Source organism: Enterobacter sp. UCD-UG_FMILLET (genome assembly GCF_000762975.1).
Classification (GTDB): Bacteria; Pseudomonadota; Gammaproteobacteria; order Enterobacterales; family Enterobacteriaceae; genus Enterobacter; species Enterobacter dykesii.
This window is the reverse complement of record NZ_JRJC01000010.1, coordinates 110,706-126,477: the sequence shown is the minus strand read 5'-3', so window position 1 is coordinate 126,477 and position 15,772 is coordinate 110,706. Positions and strand designations below refer to the sequence as shown.

At 54.7% G+C, this 15,772-nt stretch carries 15 protein-coding genes and 4 pseudogenes; 9 read left to right on the top strand and 10 right to left on the bottom strand.

Annotated features, from left to right (window positions below):
* Nucleotides 1-11: 11 nt before the first annotated feature.
* Nucleotides 12-905: pseudogene (locus tag LA04_RS05595) on the bottom strand (IS3 family transposase); the annotation flags it as partial.
* Between the two features lie 67 nt (nt 906-972).
* On the opposite strand from LA04_RS05595, the gene LA04_RS05585 reads away from it, so the two are divergent.
* Complete coding sequence (locus LA04_RS05585) at nt 973-2,124, top strand: IS30 family transposase (protein ID WP_047650782.1); 1,152 nt, start codon at nt 973-975, stop codon at nt 2,122-2,124.
* Nucleotides 2,125-2,136: 12 nt separating this feature from the next.
* Here the strand turns inward: LA04_RS05585 and LA04_RS05580 are convergent.
* The 9 genes and pseudogenes from LA04_RS05580 to umuD all read right to left on the bottom strand — a co-directional run.
* Nucleotides 2,137-2,382: pseudogene (locus tag LA04_RS05580) on the bottom strand (transposase); the annotation flags it as partial.
* Nucleotides 2,383-2,645: 263 nt separating this feature from the next.
* A pseudogene (gene umuC / locus LA04_RS05575) lies at nt 2,646-3,716 on the bottom strand (translesion error-prone DNA polymerase V subunit UmuC); the annotation flags it as partial.
* 21 nt (nt 3,717-3,737) lie between these two features.
* Nucleotides 3,738-5,012, bottom strand: coding sequence for a translesion error-prone DNA polymerase V subunit UmuC (umuC, locus tag LA04_RS05570; protein ID WP_047650780.1), 1,275 nt, complete (start codon nt 5,010-5,012; stop codon nt 3,738-3,740).
* 350 nt (nt 5,013-5,362) lie between these two features.
* Entirely contained in the window at nt 5,363-5,632 is a 270-nt protein-coding gene (locus tag LA04_RS05565; RefSeq protein ID WP_047650779.1) for a hypothetical protein, read from the bottom strand.
* Between the two features lie 211 nt (nt 5,633-5,843).
* On the bottom strand, nt 5,844-6,377 hold the full coding sequence (locus tag LA04_RS05560) for a GNAT family N-acetyltransferase (RefSeq protein WP_013025476.1): 534 nt from the start codon (nt 6,375-6,377) through the stop codon (nt 5,844-5,846).
* A gap of 184 nt (nt 6,378-6,561) precedes the next feature.
* Entirely contained in the window at nt 6,562-8,685 is a 2,124-nt protein-coding gene (locus LA04_RS05555) for a tyrosine-type recombinase/integrase (protein ID WP_047650778.1), read from the bottom strand.
* 1 nt (nt 8,686) lies between these two features.
* Nucleotides 8,687-9,670: a tyrosine-type recombinase/integrase gene (locus LA04_RS05550; RefSeq protein WP_047650777.1), complete on the bottom strand. Its 984-nt coding sequence runs from the start codon at nt 9,668-9,670 to the stop codon at nt 8,687-8,689.
* Nucleotides 9,671-9,743: 73 nt separating this feature from the next.
* Nucleotides 9,744-9,968: pseudogene (locus LA04_RS05545) on the bottom strand (Y-family DNA polymerase); the annotation flags it as partial.
* Complete coding sequence (gene umuD / locus LA04_RS05540; RefSeq protein ID WP_029403851.1) at nt 9,968-10,399, bottom strand: translesion error-prone DNA polymerase V autoproteolytic subunit; 432 nt, start codon at nt 10,397-10,399, stop codon at nt 9,968-9,970. The pseudogene LA04_RS05545 and the gene umuD, both read right to left, overlap by 1 nt.
* A gap of 231 nt (nt 10,400-10,630) precedes the next feature.
* Here umuD and parM point away from each other — a divergent pair, with 231 nt between their 5' ends.
* From parM to LA04_RS05500, 8 genes are all read left to right on the top strand, one after another.
* Nucleotides 10,631-11,602 carry a plasmid segregation protein ParM domain-containing protein gene (gene parM / locus LA04_RS05535; RefSeq protein ID WP_080472841.1) on the top strand — a complete coding sequence of 324 codons (972 nt, stop codon included), beginning with the start codon at nt 10,631-10,633 and terminating at the stop codon, nt 11,600-11,602.
* Nucleotides 11,603-11,604: 2 nt separating this feature from the next.
* Nucleotides 11,605-12,267, top strand: a complete 663-nt coding sequence (locus LA04_RS05530; RefSeq protein ID WP_047650775.1) for a plasmid partitioning/stability family protein — start codon at nt 11,605-11,607, stop codon at nt 12,265-12,267.
* Between the two features lie 3 nt (nt 12,268-12,270).
* Nucleotides 12,271-12,534, top strand: coding sequence for a hypothetical protein (locus tag LA04_RS05525; RefSeq protein WP_047650774.1), 264 nt, complete (start codon nt 12,271-12,273; stop codon nt 12,532-12,534).
* Nucleotides 12,535-12,562: 28 nt separating this feature from the next.
* Nucleotides 12,563-12,766: a hypothetical protein gene (locus LA04_RS05520; protein ID WP_029403856.1), complete on the top strand. Its 204-nt coding sequence runs from the start codon at nt 12,563-12,565 to the stop codon at nt 12,764-12,766.
* 373 nt (nt 12,767-13,139) lie between these two features.
* Nucleotides 13,140-13,607, top strand: a complete 468-nt coding sequence (locus LA04_RS23350) for a hypothetical protein (protein WP_047650773.1) — start codon at nt 13,140-13,142, stop codon at nt 13,605-13,607.
* A gap of 537 nt (nt 13,608-14,144) precedes the next feature.
* Nucleotides 14,145-14,837 (top strand): DNA methylase, encoded by a 693-nt coding sequence (locus LA04_RS05510; protein WP_047650772.1) that lies wholly within the window; start codon nt 14,145-14,147, stop codon nt 14,835-14,837.
* Nucleotides 14,834-15,055: a hypothetical protein gene (locus LA04_RS05505; protein ID WP_045261336.1), complete on the top strand. Its 222-nt coding sequence runs from the start codon at nt 14,834-14,836 to the stop codon at nt 15,053-15,055. Before LA04_RS05510 ends, LA04_RS05505 begins: the two co-directional genes overlap by 4 nt.
* A 56-nt stretch (nt 15,056-15,111) precedes the next feature.
* A complete protein-coding gene (locus tag LA04_RS05500) occupies nt 15,112-15,534 on the top strand; it encodes a DUF1380 family protein (protein ID WP_047650771.1) in 423 nt (140 codons plus the stop codon).
* Nucleotides 15,535-15,772 lie beyond the last annotated feature (238 nt).

Genomic DNA, 15,772 nt, shown 5'->3' with positions numbered 1-15,772 from the left:
CCACGGATAATCTAGACACTTCCGAGCCGTTGATAATACTGGTTTTCATATTCTGTCGGTGACATCTTATCGCTAGAACCATGCCGACGCTTACTGTTATAAAACATTTCGATGTAATCAAAAATATCGCTGCGGGCTTCCTCCCGCGTTCCGTAGATCTTTTTCTTTATCCGTTCGCGTTTCAACAACTGGAAAAAGCTTTCTGCAACCGCATTATCGTGGCAGTTACCGCGACGGCTCATGCTGCCCTCCAGGCCGTGAGATTTCAGGAACGACTGCCACTCATGGGTTGTGTACTGACTGCCCTGATCCGAATAGACCAGCACCTGTTTTTGGGGATTACGCCGCCATACAGCCATCAGCAGTGCGTTCAGGACAATGTCCTTTGTCATCCGGGATTGCATGGACCAGCCGATAATTTTGCGTGAGAACAGATCAACGACCACGGCAAGATACAGCCAGCCTTCGTGGGTCCTGATATAGGTTATGTCGGTTACCCAACGCTCATCCGGAGCATCCGGATTGAACTGTCGCTGGAGCCTGTTGGGCGACACGATACTGGCCTCGCCTTTACGTGCCCGCGGGCTCCGGTATCCGACCTGAGCCTTTATCCCGACACGTTTCATCAGTCGCCAGACTCTGTTGACTCCGCACTGTTGCCCGCTGTCCCGCAGATCCAGATGGATCTTGCGATAACCATAGACGCATCCCGATTCCAGCCAGAACTGTTTAATCTGTCCTGTCAGTCTCAGGTCTGCCTGATGGCGTTGTGAATGCGGCTGCTGAAGCCAGGCGTAAAAACCACTGGGATGAACATCCAGCACCCGACAGAGCAGGCGAACAGGCCAGCAACGGGCGTTGTCACGGATAAAGGCGTACCTCAGTCGGACAGTTTTGCGAAGTACGCCGCTGTAGATTCAATTGGTCAACGCAACAGTCATGTGAAAACATGTAGTTGCGGAGGATTGTTGGATGAGACGTACATTTACAGCAAAGGAAAAAGCATCTGTTTTTGAACTGTGGAAGAACGGAAAAGGCTTCAGTGAAATAGCTAATATCCTGGGTTCAAAACCAGGAACAATCTTCACCATGTTAAGAGATACTGGTGGCATTAAACCCAATGAGCGCAAGCGGGCTGTAGCTCACCTGACGCTGCCTGAGCGCGAGGAAATACGAGCCGGTTTGTCAGCCAAAATGAGCATTCGTGCTATAGCGACTGCGCTGAATCGTAGTCCTTCGACGATCTCACGTGAAGTTCAGCGTAATCGGGGCAGGCGCTATTACAAAGCTGTTGATGCTAATAACCGGGCCAACAGGATGGCGAAAAGACCAAAACCGTGCTTACTGGATCAGAATTTACCGTTGCGAGAGCTTGTCCTGGAAAAGCTGGAGATGAAGTGGTCTCCAGAGCAAATATCAGGATGGTTAAGGCGAACGAAGGTGCGCCAAAAAACACTGCGAATATCACCTGAGACAATTTATAAAACGCTGTACTTTCGTAGCCGTGAAGCGCTACACCACCTGAATGTACAGCATCTGCGCCGGTCGCATAGCCTTCGTCATGGCAGACGCCATACCCGCAAAGGTGAAAGAGGTACGATCAACATAGTGAACGGAACGCCAATTCACGAACGCTCCCGGCATATCGATAACAGACGCTCTCTGGGGCACTGGGAAGGTGATTTAATATCAGGCACAAAAAACTCGCATATAGCCACACTTGTAGACCGAAAATCACGTTATACGATCATCCTTAGACTCAGGGGCAAAGATTCTTTCTCAGTGAATCAGGCTCTTACCGACAAATTCCTGAGCTTGCCGCCTGAACTCCGACGATCACTGACATGGGACAGAGGAATGGAGCTGGCCAGGCATCTGGAATTTACTGGCAGCACCGGAGTTAAAGTTTACTTCTGCGATCCTCAGAGTCCCTGGCAGCGGGGAAAAAACGAGAACACTAATGGGCTAATTCGACAATACTTTCCCAAAAAGACATGCCTTGCCCAATATACTCAGCATGAGCTGGATCAGGTTGCAGCTCAGCTAAACAGCAGACCGAGAAAGACACTGAAGTTCAAAACACCGAAAGAGATAATTGAAAGGGGTGTTGCGTTGACAGATTGAATCTACAGCGACTTTTTTTAATATGTCCCGTTCGTCAGTAACCCGCTTCAGCTCTTTCTGGAGCCGGCGGATCTCGGCCTGAGCATCTGACTGTTCTTTATTAGTGGAAGAATCCGGACCGTACTTTTTTATCCATGCATAAAGGCTGTGGGTGGTGATATCCAGACGTGTTGCAACGCTGGAAACAGAATGGCCACGATCAAAAACCTGTTTGACTGCTTCGATTTTAAACTCTTCTGGATAACGCTTACCGCTCATGGGCACCTCTCTTTAGTCATCTTAAATGACTCCAAGGTGTCTGTTAAACCCGTGGCTATTCAAATAAAGAAAAAAGAATTAAAAAAGACTTTATAAAAATATGCCCGTGGATAAGTGGATAAAGCAGAGTGGGGTATCCATTTAACACCGAGCGTAAGCAGAAATTATCCGTGCAGTTCCCTGGTGCTTCCTCGCTCACTCGCGGGCTTCGCCCTGCCGTTCGGCTGCGGCGAGCACTACTGGCTCTCTCTGAAAAGCGAAATTTAACTGATCCTTGCTATGGGGATATCTTTCCAGCGGGTGGTGTACGCAGGGGAGAGCATGTCGCGTTTCATTTGCCATGCAGGCGCAATCCCTCGCCCGGCAAACCAGACCTGTCCCAGACCGGAATGATTAATACCGTCGAGAACCTTCATCAGCTCAGCGCTGTGAGGACGTGGCGGACGTTCGTCGAACAGCTGCAGCTGCGACACACCGGAGCCGGTAAAGTCATTCAGCATCACACCGGCCTTGGCATATCGGTGGCCATCCTTCCAGATACGCTCCAGAGCCGTTGTGGCAGCCGCAATGATGTCCCGGGTATCCTGAGTAGGGGTAAGCAGTTTCTCGGTAGCCACGTTGCCATAGTAAGGCTCTTTAACGGCGAACGGGGACGTTTTGATGAATACGGAGATATGCCGGCAATACTGGCGCTCTTTCCGCAGCTTTTCTGAGGCCCTCTCTGCGTACTGACAGACAGCCTGCCGCAGCGAATCGTACTCCGTGATTTTCTCTCCAAAACTGCGGCTGCAGACGATCTGCTGTTTCACTGGCGGGGCTTCCTCAAGCGACATGCAGCTTTCCCCGTTCAGTTCGCGTACTGTTCGCTCGAGAACGACGGAGAAGTTTTTCCGGATAAAGGCCGGGTTCGTCAGGGCCAGATCGAGCGCGGTTTTGATGCCCAGAACATTGAGCTTGCGTGCAATACGGTTTCCCACGCCCCAGATCTCTTCGACCGGCTGCAGTGAAAGCAGTTTCCGCGTTCGCTGTGGATTTCCCCGGGTCAGGGCGAGCACACCACGAAACTGTTTCCACTCCTTTGAGGCCCACTGGGCTGATTTTGCAAGGGTTTTCGTCGATCCGGCGCCCACTCCGATGGTCAGACGGGTACAGTCATACACGTGCTGGCGCAGCTGTCGGCCGAAGTCCTCCAGGTCCATGCAGTGCTCCACGCCGGTCAGGTCGAGGAACATCTCGTCAATCGAATACTGTTCCACCCTGGGGGCCAGTTCCTCCAGGCAGCTCATCACTCGCGCTGACATCGAGGCATTTATGTGGAATACAAATACAACGACAGACTCGGTACCTTTGGCTGATTAGAGTACGCGCGCAACTGGGATATCAGACCAGCGTGTCGTCCACGACGGGCTGAGCATCTCACGCTTCATCTTCCACTCAGTATTAATTCCCTGTCCGGCGAACCACACGGTTCCCAGCCCGGACTGATTGATTCCGTCGAGCACTTTCATCAGCTGCGCACTGTTCTTTCGTGGCTGAGTATCATCAAATAGATTTAGCTGGCTGACGCCATTTGGCGTAAAGTCATCAAGCATGATGCCAGCCTTCATATAACGCCGGTCATCAAGCCAGATACGGTCTAGGCTTCGCATGGCCACCTCTATGATGTCTCGAGTGTCCTGAGTGGGCAGCGGGAGCTTCTCATCGATGGTATTGCCATAAAACACTTCGTTCACGGCGTGCGGCGACGTCCGGATAAAGACGCTGATGCGCCTGCAGAACTGCCGTTCGATCCTGAGCTTCTCTGCCGCACGCGTCGCGTACTGGCACAGTGCCTGCTGCATTGCCATCTTTGTGGTGATACGCTCGCCAAACGACCTGGAGCAGCAAATCTGCTGTTTGGCCGGTGGCAGTTCCTCGATCGGTATACAGGATTCGCCATTCAGCTCACGTACGGTTCGCTCCAGCACCACGTTAAAGTTTTTCCGTATAAGGGTTGGGTGGGCGTGAGCCAACTGCAGGGCATTGCGAATACCCATTAGATTGAGACGTTTGCCTATGCGGCGTCCCACCCCCCAGACTTCCTCCACAGGCTGATTTCCTAAGAGAGTAGCGGTTCTTTTAGGGTTACCTGCCGTCAGCGCCAGAACTCCCCGGAACTGCTTCCACTCCTTACTTGCCCACTGTGCGGATTTTGCGAGCGTTTTAGTTGGTCCCATACCCACGCCCACTGTAAGTCCGGTCGTGTTAAGTACGTGAGTGCGTAGCCGTCGCCCAAAATGTTCAAAGTCTTCGCATCCGTCAATACCGGTCAGATCGAGAAACATCTCATCAATACTGTACTGCTCGACGCGGGGCGTCAGCTCTTCCAGCGCAGTCATTACACGCTGGCTGAGATTATGGTAAAGCCCGTAGTTCGAACTGAAAATAAAGACCTTTTCGGGATAGGGTTGATTCTTTATCTGGAACCAGGGCGCACCCATTTTTATGCCCAGCGCTTTAGCACCGGCACTGCGGGCGATAACACAACCGTCATTATTACTGAGTACCACAACAGGTTTACCGCGCAAATCCGGGCGGAAAAGCGCTTCGCAGCTGGCATAAAACGAGTTGACGTCAGCAAGTCCAAACATAGGCATAACTACCTCAAACAAACATGCGTGTTGTTAAAGAGCCATACGGCACTTTGGACAGCCGAGGCTGCTGTATGCATTGTGAAATTAAGTCCAAATTCCCAAGCTGGATTAGAAACGTGGACTCAGTTATCAGGATGTCCGACGTGTATTGCAACAGGCTGGGTGAATAGCGCATAAAACTGCCTCATTAATACTGGTTATAAAAACAGTATTAATGAGCGTTAGTGCGCTGGCAAGTGGACGATGCATCTCTGAAGAAAGTAAAGCCAAAATCCATTGGTTGGTTGTAAGCAGCATCAGTTATCAACAGTAAAGTCAATTTGGTCCTGGCCTGTCAGGAGGAGCTTTCAGCAGCAGTTTATATCCTGGCGCTGTCTTTTTAACGCGGGTGCAATCAGACTGGCAGCGAGTATGAAGGCCAGGCATATCAGTGCCTGTATCCGGAGAGTGACGTGATGATCAATCAGCACACCCATGATGACCGGGGAAGCGCCGCTGCCGAGCACAGTACCCGCCTCAACTGCCGCCCGCACTTTTGCCAGCTGCGCGGAGCCAAACAGCTGTACCCACAGCGACAGCATGTCAGCGCTCTGAGGCAGCAGACGACGTGGCGTCATGCGGTAGTGGCAAGGTCCGCTATGAGCGAGGAGCGGCCGTTTGGGGTGTTCACAGCAGGTGGAAATTTTACTTACACAGCCGTGTTGGGGTTAACGGGAACCGATCAAGACATAAAATTGCCCGTTCGTTCCTTACACTAACTGAACAGGTAATCGGTAAGCAGGCCGAAAGCGGTGTCGATTTTAGAGAGAAAAGGCATTGGCTAATTTTTCAGCAAGCAGATACCAAAAGCTGACCGGCATTTTTCCAGCTGATTCTGAATACCGGGGCATGATCTGATGAAGGCATATCGGATAATGTTCTCTCCACAATGGTGCCCCCGAGGCGCTGATAAAAAGCTGTTGCCTGGGTGTTATCTTCAAACACCCATAAATAGAGCGGTGACTCATCATCCCTGCTCTTGACCCATTCGGCTGCGCGACAGAGAAGTTGTTTTCCTACACCGTGACCACGTAGTGAAGAGCTTACATGCAGGCTGTCTATATAACAGCCCCACTGCGCGTCATAGTGGAGCTTAATACATATGAAGCCTTCAACCTTTCCATCATATTCAGCTACAAACACTGTTTCGCTTTCATTGCTCTGATTCAGTGCTGAGCGCCAGTGTGAAAGTCGATCTTTCTGCGCCTGATTTTCAAGGAAATCCGCAGACATCACTTTCGTGTAGGTATCTCTCCATCCGGCGGTGTGTAGATGTGCTATTGCATCGGCATCACTGTGCTGAGCCTGTCTTAAGTGAATCACTGTTACCTCTCACAAACGCAATGGCGTTTCATGTTAGCAAAATCACATTCAGTCGAAAATCAGCTTACCAGGTTCAAACCATACATCACATCTTGCGCAAGGATGAAAATGAATCTGGAAAACTCATGGTGACAGAATGCTTACCTCATACGTAAATGTCCGCTTCTGGCACAAAACGGACCGTTTAGCCTTCAGGTTTAAGCGCCAATTTTTGAAGAGCCTGCTCAATTTTCTCTGCGTCCTGTTCAACGATGGTCCTCTCATCGGGTGTGAGCGGAACTTCCTCAAGATAACGTCTGACAGAGGCCTTGCTTTCCAGTACCAGTCCGCGAGCGCTCTGTTTGAGCAGATTAAAATCGCAACCGATGCAGGCCATCCGGTGCTGACAGCTACTCCAGAAGGGATTCGTGCAGTACGAATCGCCCAAATCATAGTATGTCGCAGGTCCGGTCAGGCTGGCGGCTTCCGGATCATGGTCAATCAGCACGCTTATCATGTGAGCGACACGGTCTGCTTTGACGAACGAGGCGGCCAGCTGAGTCGGGCGAATACGCAGATAATGCATGGTGGACTGAGGCGTTGAGTGCCCCGTCCACTGCATCAGTTCATACAGCGACATGCCCTGTGGAACGCTCGCCAGCGCGGTCACTGCGGATGCCCGCCCCCGATGGCTGGTGACGGTTCCGCCGCTGTCTTCTGCAGGGACGCCCGCGCGTGCGCACAGCATCGGGATCACCGTCCGGTTGAGGATGTCGCCCCCGGCGGGCTTACCGCGGTACTGGAACAGAAGCCGGACTTTCTCACCGGTTCGCTCGTCGGCGAGCATAGCCTGCTCTGCCGGGCGTTCATCCAGCCAGATGTCGACGTATTTTTTCACCACGGCCGCGACCGGCTTCACGAAGGCTTTTGAGGTCTTCCCGGCTGGTATATTCAGCCAGCACAAGGTGCCAGCCGGGATGATACTGTCATCCTCTTTCACAATATCGTCCGACTGCGCCGCGATGCACCCGGTGGTCAGCCGGAGGAGCTCGCTCTTTCTCAGCCCGGCATGGGTCCAGATAACGGCCATCGCCTGCAGCATGGCAAGCGGGTAATGTATTTCGGTGAGCAGGTCTTCCTGACGTAAATTGAGGCTTGCCCAGATGAGCTTCAGCCAGACCGGATCGTCGATTACCCTGGGATTGACGCCGCGACGGAAAAGGGGCGTATCCGGCGTGGAAAGATGACGTGAAGGGCTGAAGCGCAGTCGTCCCCAGCCCCAGTTTTCGTAATCAATCATAAACCGGCGCAGTGAATAGATAAAATGCGCCCTGGAATGCGGCATCATGGGCTCGCCGGAGCGCGCCGATTTCCGCGTGCCCCTTTCCGTGCCCAGCTGAAGTTCATCCACGTTCATCCGGCCTACTGCCGCAATGAAGCTGGCGCAGGTTTCCATGCTCCAGTCTGCCGGTTCACGCACCTGCGGATGTTCCTTTGCCAGCCAGAGGCCGCAGCGCAGAATAAAGCTGTACTGGTTTTCACGGGTGCGCGGCCTGAGCACCGACGTTGCCCGCCAGCGCCGGCACCAGTGCACCCAGGCTGGATCGATTTCTTCCACTGGCTTCTCGTACCACTGCGTGTAGTTTCGCATCCTTACCGGGGCGCTGATAATACCCAGCGCGGCGAGGCCGTGTGAAACCCGCCCGACAAAACGGGAAGTCCCTGCTTTCGTGCCGGACTGGACCTGCCACAGCAGTTCCGGTGTAAACGTCTCCAGCCGGGGATCCCTGTTCTTAATCATCAGCGTGGCCAGTATGCCGGATATGTGATTTTTCTGACTGGTCGGCGCATAACCCAGCGACGTCAGCGTGTTCGTCAGCCGGTGCAGCTCCTGATGATAAATAGCCTGGCCAAAGATGGCAGAGGCATAGAGGGCGGGTTTGCGTATATCGGGGAGGCTGAGCGGTTCATGAAATCCTGCCAGATGCCAGGCAAAGGCGGCCATTAGCGGACGGCCCTCCCGGACTTCCCTGCAGAGTGTCTGCCAGCGTACCTGCGGCCAGCACCAGCATGGCGTACCGGTTGCGTGCATTTCGCGCAGCAACCAGGCTATCACCAGCCCGGTAATTTTGCTGCCGCATCCGCTTCCGGAGGCAATATCCGTCAGCGGCCTGATGAGATCCGGTGCAGGCCTCATCCGTAATAATCCGGACCGGCTATGGGAGCTTGCCAGCGCCGTCTGTTCAGCGGCAGTCAGCGACGTTCCAAGCCGGTATTCCGTCATGTCGAAGGGGCGCCAGCTGCTTTCAGTCGGTTTGTGTGGGCTCATGTTATTTCTCCGCGCTGAAAATAAGGTTTGCCATTCTGAGATCTGCCGTTTCAATCGCGCCCGCCATCCTGGCGGCAAGATCGCGTCCGGAAAGGTGAATGTAAATCTGGGTGGTACCCGGATCGCGATGTCCCGCATAGGTGGCCAGCTCGTGCAGCTTCCAGCCCGCGCGGGCCAGATGCGTCAGCCGAAGATGCCGGAAGGTATGGGTTGAGATGTCAGGTAACCCTGAACCCAGTGCCCAGTTCCGTACCGTTTTGCTCCAGGTCCAGAATGAGAGCGGCATCCCCTGATTACGATCGGACTCAGAACGGAACAGCGCACCTCTGCTGATTCCATTCTGCTTCATCTGCATAAGATGGGCCGCAAGCACGGGAGCAACGGCCTGGCTGTAACAGACGATGCGTTCACGCCTGCTTTTAGTGGTTTCTGCACGGATACGGATAAGCCGGTGTGCAAAATCGATGTCTTCGATAATCAGTGATGTAATTTCAGATCGCCGCAGCGCGCCGTAATAGCTTAATGCCAGCATCAGGCGGTCACGGAGCGGGGAAGCGGCGGCATGAAAGAGAAAAGACTGCCACTGCGTATCGTCAGGAATGCGCGGCAGCTTTATGACGCGGGGAACCAGTCCCCGGCCGGAATTCAGCATGCCGGGCGTGCCGGAGCGGGGCAGCGGATTTATCAGACAAAGATTCTGGTACATCAGAAAGTCATACCAGAGACGGATCGCAGACAGGCGCAGCTGAAGTGTGGCGCTGGCCGCGGGAAACTGCATACCGGGTAGCTGTGGGCTGATGTAGGCGGCCAGATCTTCAAACCGGGCCTTATCAGGTTTAATTCCGTTCTGGCTGCAGAATGCAAAGTAATGACGGAGGGCATTACGGTAGGCTGTCATCGTGGCCTGTGCGCGGCCCAGATTTGATAAAAGCTTCAGCCAGCGCTCTGCCAGTAACAGAGCATGTTCATCCGGTGGAATCAGCAACGTGTTCTCCTCTGACAGCAATATCGCTGCTCAAAGTTTACTCACTCAATATTGCATTCCACTTAACTTACTAAAGTTCATAGTTGCTTGAGAACGCGTATATTTTTTCCGGGTATCTTTCGTTTTTCATCTGAAACCACGGCGTGCCCATTTTGATCCAGGGCTTCGCCTCGGCACTTCTTGCGATTACGCAGCCATCGTTATTACTGAGCACCACAACCGGCTTTCCTTTCAAATCCGGGCGGAAAACACGTTCGCAGCTGGCATAAAAGCTGTTCACATCGGCCAGGGCAAACATCAGTACATCTCCCTCGGGCGGTGGATGATGTGCGTGACGACGCCAAAGATATCCAGATCGTCCGGGTCGGGGTAAATCGGCGACCAGGCCGCGTTCATGGGTTGCAGCGTGAGTCGTGGCGTCAGCAGAAGCCGTTTAACCGTAAACTCCCCCTGCACGCTGGCCACAACAATATCGCCGTGCCGGGGCTTCTCTGCACTGTCCACAACCAGCAGATCGCCGTTGTAAAGACTGCCGTCGGACATGCTGTCACCGCTGGCACGCAGGTAGTAAGTCGCGCTCGGATGCCGTATGCAGTAATCATGGAGATCCAGGTCGGACTCGACATAGTCAGCGGCAGGGCTGGGAAAACCGCAGCTGGCCAGGTCAGCAAACAACGGATGGGCCTGTGGCGGGAGTTCTTTCCCGGTGCTGAAAAGCTGCAGTTTCATCTTTCCTCCTGACGTCTAAATATACTGGTTATACATACAGTATATTTAACAGCGTGAGGATAATCCAGATCGCCTGCGAAATGAACATAGTGAGTAACCTAAGCTACTCAAAATGCTCATTGATATCATTTTGATTATTTTATGTTACTCATGATGAGAAATAAGGCTTTTATTTTTCCATTTTGCTCTTATAATGTGTATCAAATTGAGTGTAATTGAAGGAGCATAATGGTGAATATTTACTGCGATGATGGTTCAACTAATGTTAAGCTGGCATGGTTTGAAGGAAACGAGCTGCAGACCCGGGTTTCTGCTAACTCCTTCCGGCATGGCTGGAAAGTGGCGGAATTCAGTGCTGCAACGTTCAACTATCAGGTGGGCACGCTGAAATACACCTGGGACAGCGTCAGCCGGGATGCCATCCCGACAACAAACGTGGAATATCAGTACGGTGATCTCAACCTGCTGGCCGTGCATCATGCGCTGCTGAACAGCGGACTTGAGCCGCAGCCGGTGAGCCTGACCGTGACGCTGCCCCTGAGCGAGTATTATGACGGGGACTGCCAGCGGAACGAGGAGAATATCCGACGCAAACGGGAAAACCTGATGCGTGAGCTGGTTTTGAATAAGGGCAGGGCATTTACCGTAACGGACGTGAAGGTGATGCCGGAATCACTGCCGGCGGCGTTCTCCCGTCTCGCGGAGCTGAAGCCCGGACCCGCAGAGACCACCCTGATTATCGATCTCGGCGGAACCACGCTCGATGCCGGCGTGATTGTCGGACAGTTTGACGATATCAGTGCGGTACACGGCAATCCGTCTGTCGGCGTGTCACAGGTCACCCGCGCAGCTGCAGGCGCGCTGCGGGCGGCAGACAGCGAAACCAGCGCGCTTATTGCTGACACGGTCATCCGCAACCGCAATGATCGTCAGTATCTGCAGCGTGTGATCAACGATGCCGGAAAAATCGACGATGTTCTGAACAAAATTACAGAGGCAATCACTTCCCTGGGCGCGCGCGTCACCAGTGAGCTGACGGCCTTCAGGAACGTTAACCGGGTATTCCTGGTCGGGGGAGGGGCATCCCTCATTGAAGAGGCTGTCCGTCAGGCCTGGCCTCTGGCTCCTGACCGTATCGAGGTTATAGGCGATCCGCAGCTGGCGCTGGCCAGAGAGATTGCCCTTTACAATAAAGAGGATTAAACGTGCCGGACGGCCAGTATTCTTTCTATCTGCACAGCGACGATCGCACCGACATCGCAGCGATGGCGACCATCAGCACCATCTCACAGCCCCTGCGCGGAGACTTCATCCGGACCGCAGCCACCGCCGGGGCGGTGGTGTACCAGACGGATGCCCGTTTACCGGCGCTGATCCCGGTGTTCTTTGACGGGCAGCTGAGCGCCATCCGGCTTTGCGCCGTGATGGCCCTGGTCTCCGGCACCTGGTCTTCACTTTCCGGACTTCCTGATGAGCCGGATGGCGGTGTGGCCGCGCTGGCCATGTCACCGGAGACGAAATATCAGCGCCGGCGTTACACCCTGACGCTTCAGGATGACCGTAGCAGTGAACGGGTTGAGCGTGTGCTGACGGGGGTGTCATCGCGCCTGCGTGGAGAGCTGCTGAGAAACCTGATTATCACCGGTCTGGCCCTGCACACGACCGCACCGGAGCTGCCGCGTCTGCTGGCCAGCATGCCGGTACCGCCCGGCACGGTCAGCGAGCTGCAGGTTCTGGTTCAGCAGATGGCCGGTACAGCTGTCGCGAGTAAGGCTGCAGTACCGGAGAAACCAGCAGAGCCTGCCGCACCGGCAACCGGTGATGCGACCAGGATAAAGAAAAATATGCGACGGGCATTCGGAGACTAGAACATGTCAGTGATTAAACAAAAGGCAGAGCAGTGCATTCATAACTTTCTGCGAGCCCGGAATGTGCCTGAATCTCAGTGGCCGGAACTGGTCAAAAAGACCGGCAGGGGAATGATACTGGCAGGCGTGGCCGTTGTGGTTCCCGGCGTTCTGGCTGATAACATCTCCCTGCCGGTGACAATCGCGATGCAGGTCTGCTACGCCTCACTGATCGGCCTCGGGGTTCTCCTGGCGTTTGACGAGAAAAAACCAAAGGGACGGGGATGAATATGAACATTAACCTGAAGGAAACGGTATGAAGCTTGAAGACCTGTCAGGAGACGAACGCACGCTGGTCGTTGTGGCACTGCAGGCGCTGCACCGTGAGAGATTAGCCGCATCAAATGCCGTCTTTACGGTCTGTAGTCTGGCCGGAAAAGAGCAGCCGCCGGAAGATATTTTTGGACTGCGGGAAGTACAGGATGCTCTGAGGCGTATGGGGGCAGCTCCTGCGCGTTAAATCCTCGTTAGACTTCAGGGCTAAAAAAATGGCAGGGTGACATCACATCCCTGCCGTCAAAACTAAACGCTTAATTTTTCGGCGATTATAATGTGTTGTTTTGTGATGTAAATCACATTTTACTTTAATGTGAAATTTTCCTCCGCTTTACTTAACCCGTAAAAATTACCCGCCGTGCCTTCACGCTAACCCGGCCGCTTCTGCCTCCAGGGAAGCTGTCGCCTCCGTCCTCACCCGTTCGCGCCCTGCACGGTGCATTCAGCCCGTGAAGGGCTTGCGCTGCGGCTTCGGCGTCGCCCTGGCGTCTTCCGCTTTTCGCCGGGTTTTTGTGGCGGCACGGCGCAAGAGGGTGCCGGATGCTGAGGACACAACCATGTTCAGACTGACCTGTATTGAACTGAATAACGGCGAATTTGCCGTGTATATCAACAACCACTACCTGGGGAGCGAGGATGCCAGCAGTGAACGACTGTGCCTGGGTGAAATCCGGGAGCAGCTTTCCCAGCTCCCGGGCGTGGAATTACAGACCCTGCATGAAGCGGTGCCGGAGGAGGATGACTGGTGCTGGAATGACATCGCCGATCGCGCGCTGCCGCCTGTTTCAGCCTGCCGGGATGATGTGACGGTGGCAGGACTCATGGCCAGGCTGAAGCAGTACCCACCGGATGCACTGTGTCTGGGGACATTTTGGCTGGCAGATGATTTTCTTTCACTTGATGACAGTCTGTCTGAAGATAAAATTGCAGAAGCAATGCGTATCTGCGACCGAAGCCATGATGCCGGAATCGGATTTAACTGGGACACGCTGCAGATTGCCATTGACGGAGTGAAGGGGCGCTGACGAAAAAAAGCAGGACGCTTTCCGGGAAAAGAGCGTCCTCAAATGAGTCATATTTGTTTTAAGTGAAAACCCTTTACTGTTTTCATCCGTGATAATCACACACCTGGCGAATCGTTTCATCAACTAAATATCACATCAGACCAGCAAAAAAAAGGACGTCTCCGGTCGGGGACGTCCTGAAATCAAAGGCATACATGTAAGATAACGGCGCGAATCCATTATCAGTGTACATTCTGCCATACCCTGCCTGACTCATCAGCTACCAGAACCGGCACCGAAGGATGTCGGTTCCCTCCGCCTTATTGCCGCCAGCCGGCGGCGTGTTCAACGCCGTGCCTTCACGCTAACCCGGCCGCTGCGGCCGCAAGGGAAGCTCATCGCCGTTCTCCTCACCCGTTCGCACCCTTCACGGTGCATTCAGCCCGTGAAGGGCTTGCGCTGCGGCCTGCGGGAACGCCCCTGCGTCCTCCGCTCAGAGCCGGGTTTTTGTGGCGGCACGGCGCAAGAGGGTGCCGCATATCAGAGAGGAGTGTGTCTATGTCCCGTTTTATTCTGGGTGACTGCGTGCAGGTGATGTCCCGTTTCCCGGCGCGTGCCGTCGATTTTATTCTTACCGATCCGCCGTATCTGGTTGGCTATAAAGACCGTACCGGGCGCACCCTGGCCGGGGACAACTCAGCGGAATGGCTCCAGCCCGCCTGTCATGAAATGTACCGCGTGCTGAAAAATGACAGCCTCATGGTGAGTTTCTATGCCTGGAACCGCGCGGATCTGTTTCTGAATGCGTGGAAAACGGCCGGTTTCCGGGTGGTTGGCCATATCGTCTTTGCCAAGAGCTACGCCTCAAAATCGACGTTCGTGGGTTACACACATGAGAGCGCCTACCTGCTGGCGAAGGGGAGGCCGCAAACCCCGGACCGTCCCATCCCGGACGTGATCCCCTGGAAATACACGGGCAACCGACACCACCCGACGGAGAAGCCGGTGCAGAGCCTGCGACCGCTGATTGAATCGCTCACGCATCCGGGGGCCATTGTCCTTGACCCGTTCGCCGGCAGCGGCTCCACCTGCGTGGCCGCCGCCGAAGCCAGCCGCCGCTATATCGGGATCGAGATGCTTGAGCAGTACCACGCCGCCGGCGTTCGCCGCCTGGCGCAGGTTGAGCGGGCGAGAAGGATGCCGGCGGCCAATGACGGTGCGTTTTATCCCGACTGGCCGGAGGCGGCATGAACTACCCGGGCCTTGAAACCCTGCGCGCGGACGTGGCCGCGCTCAGCAATGCCATGTGTGACGTGCGGATGCTGCTGAACCGCCTCGAATCGCAGCACCGGCACGACGCGGCAACGCTTACCGAACGTATGGCTGCGCAGACCCTGCGCCGGATCAACACCCTGCTTCTGGAAGCCTACCGTGAAGCCCTGGTGCTGGACGAAACCTTTCAGGACTGACTTACCCTGCCGGGCTGAGGCCCGGCCTGTAACCCCTTAGCAAGAGAGAAAAAACGATGTACGGAATCCGCGAAGAACTTTGTGTACAGCTTGAAAACATGTTCACGTTTGACGAACCCCTGGTCCTGCTGGTCTGGACGGAAGAGGGGATTAGCGTGGCCTGCCGTGAAGCCCAGCCAGAACCGGACGGGGCTGAAATCCGGGAGGTGATGAAGGCGCTCGGCGAAATGAAAATGACGCAATACCGTCAGCAGGGGGTAAATAATCTGACCATTAGCGACCTTCTGACCCGTCAGCGCGAAGCGGCAAACCGTCAGGTGAGTGTTCCGGCGGTACTCCTGTCCCGCGTCCTGCGTAACTATGAATGCGAGCTGGAAAACCGGATCGGAATGGCCTGGGAAGCCGGGCGGCAGGAGCCAGAAACCGTCAGGAATGAGCTGAAGGACGTTCACGCATTACAGGAGGCGCTGGCCGCGTAAGGGAGAGAGCCGGGGTAACGCCCCGGCAACCGGTGGACATCCACAGCGAAAAGGATGTCAGTGCCTTCCGCTTTTATCCGCCGCTGCCCTCCGGGCCACGTCGGGACAATGAAACTCCCCTGAAGCTCCGTGCGGTGACGGCATGCGCCGTGACTTCACTGTAGCCCGGCCGCATCGGCCACAAGGGTTCGCTGACGCCTCCGTCCTCACCCGTTCGCACCCTTCACGGTGCATTCAG

Excerpts from the sequence above, each read along its gene's own strand:
- LA04_RS05520 (WP_029403856.1), top strand. The coding sequence starts at position 12,563 with ATGAAGCTTGAAGACCTGTCAGGAGACGAACGCACGCTGGTCGTTGTG.
- umuD (WP_029403851.1), bottom strand. The coding sequence starts at position 10,399 with ATGAAACTGCAGCTTTTCAGCACCGGGAAAGAACTCCCGCCACAGGCC.
- LA04_RS05505 (WP_045261336.1), top strand. The coding sequence starts at position 14,834 with ATGAACTACCCGGGCCTTGAAACCCTGCGCGCGGACGTGGCCGCGCTC.
- LA04_RS05525 (WP_047650774.1), top strand. The coding sequence starts at position 12,271 with ATGTCAGTGATTAAACAAAAGGCAGAGCAGTGCATTCATAACTTTCTG.
- LA04_RS05565 (WP_047650779.1), bottom strand. The coding sequence starts at position 5,632 with ATGACGCCACGTCGTCTGCTGCCTCAGAGCGCTGACATGCTGTCGCTG.
- LA04_RS05585 (WP_047650782.1), top strand. The coding sequence starts at position 973 with ATGAGACGTACATTTACAGCAAAGGAAAAAGCATCTGTTTTTGAACTG.
- LA04_RS05510 (WP_047650772.1), top strand. The coding sequence starts at position 14,145 with ATGTCCCGTTTTATTCTGGGTGACTGCGTGCAGGTGATGTCCCGTTTC.
- umuC (WP_047650780.1), bottom strand. The coding sequence starts at position 5,012 with ATGTTTGGACTTGCTGACGTCAACTCGTTTTATGCCAGCTGCGAAGCG.
- LA04_RS05500 (WP_047650771.1), top strand. The coding sequence starts at position 15,112 with ATGTACGGAATCCGCGAAGAACTTTGTGTACAGCTTGAAAACATGTTC.
- LA04_RS23350 (WP_047650773.1), top strand. The coding sequence starts at position 13,140 with ATGTTCAGACTGACCTGTATTGAACTGAATAACGGCGAATTTGCCGTG.
- LA04_RS05555 (WP_047650778.1), bottom strand. The coding sequence starts at position 8,685 with ATGAGCCCACACAAACCGACTGAAAGCAGCTGGCGCCCCTTCGACATG.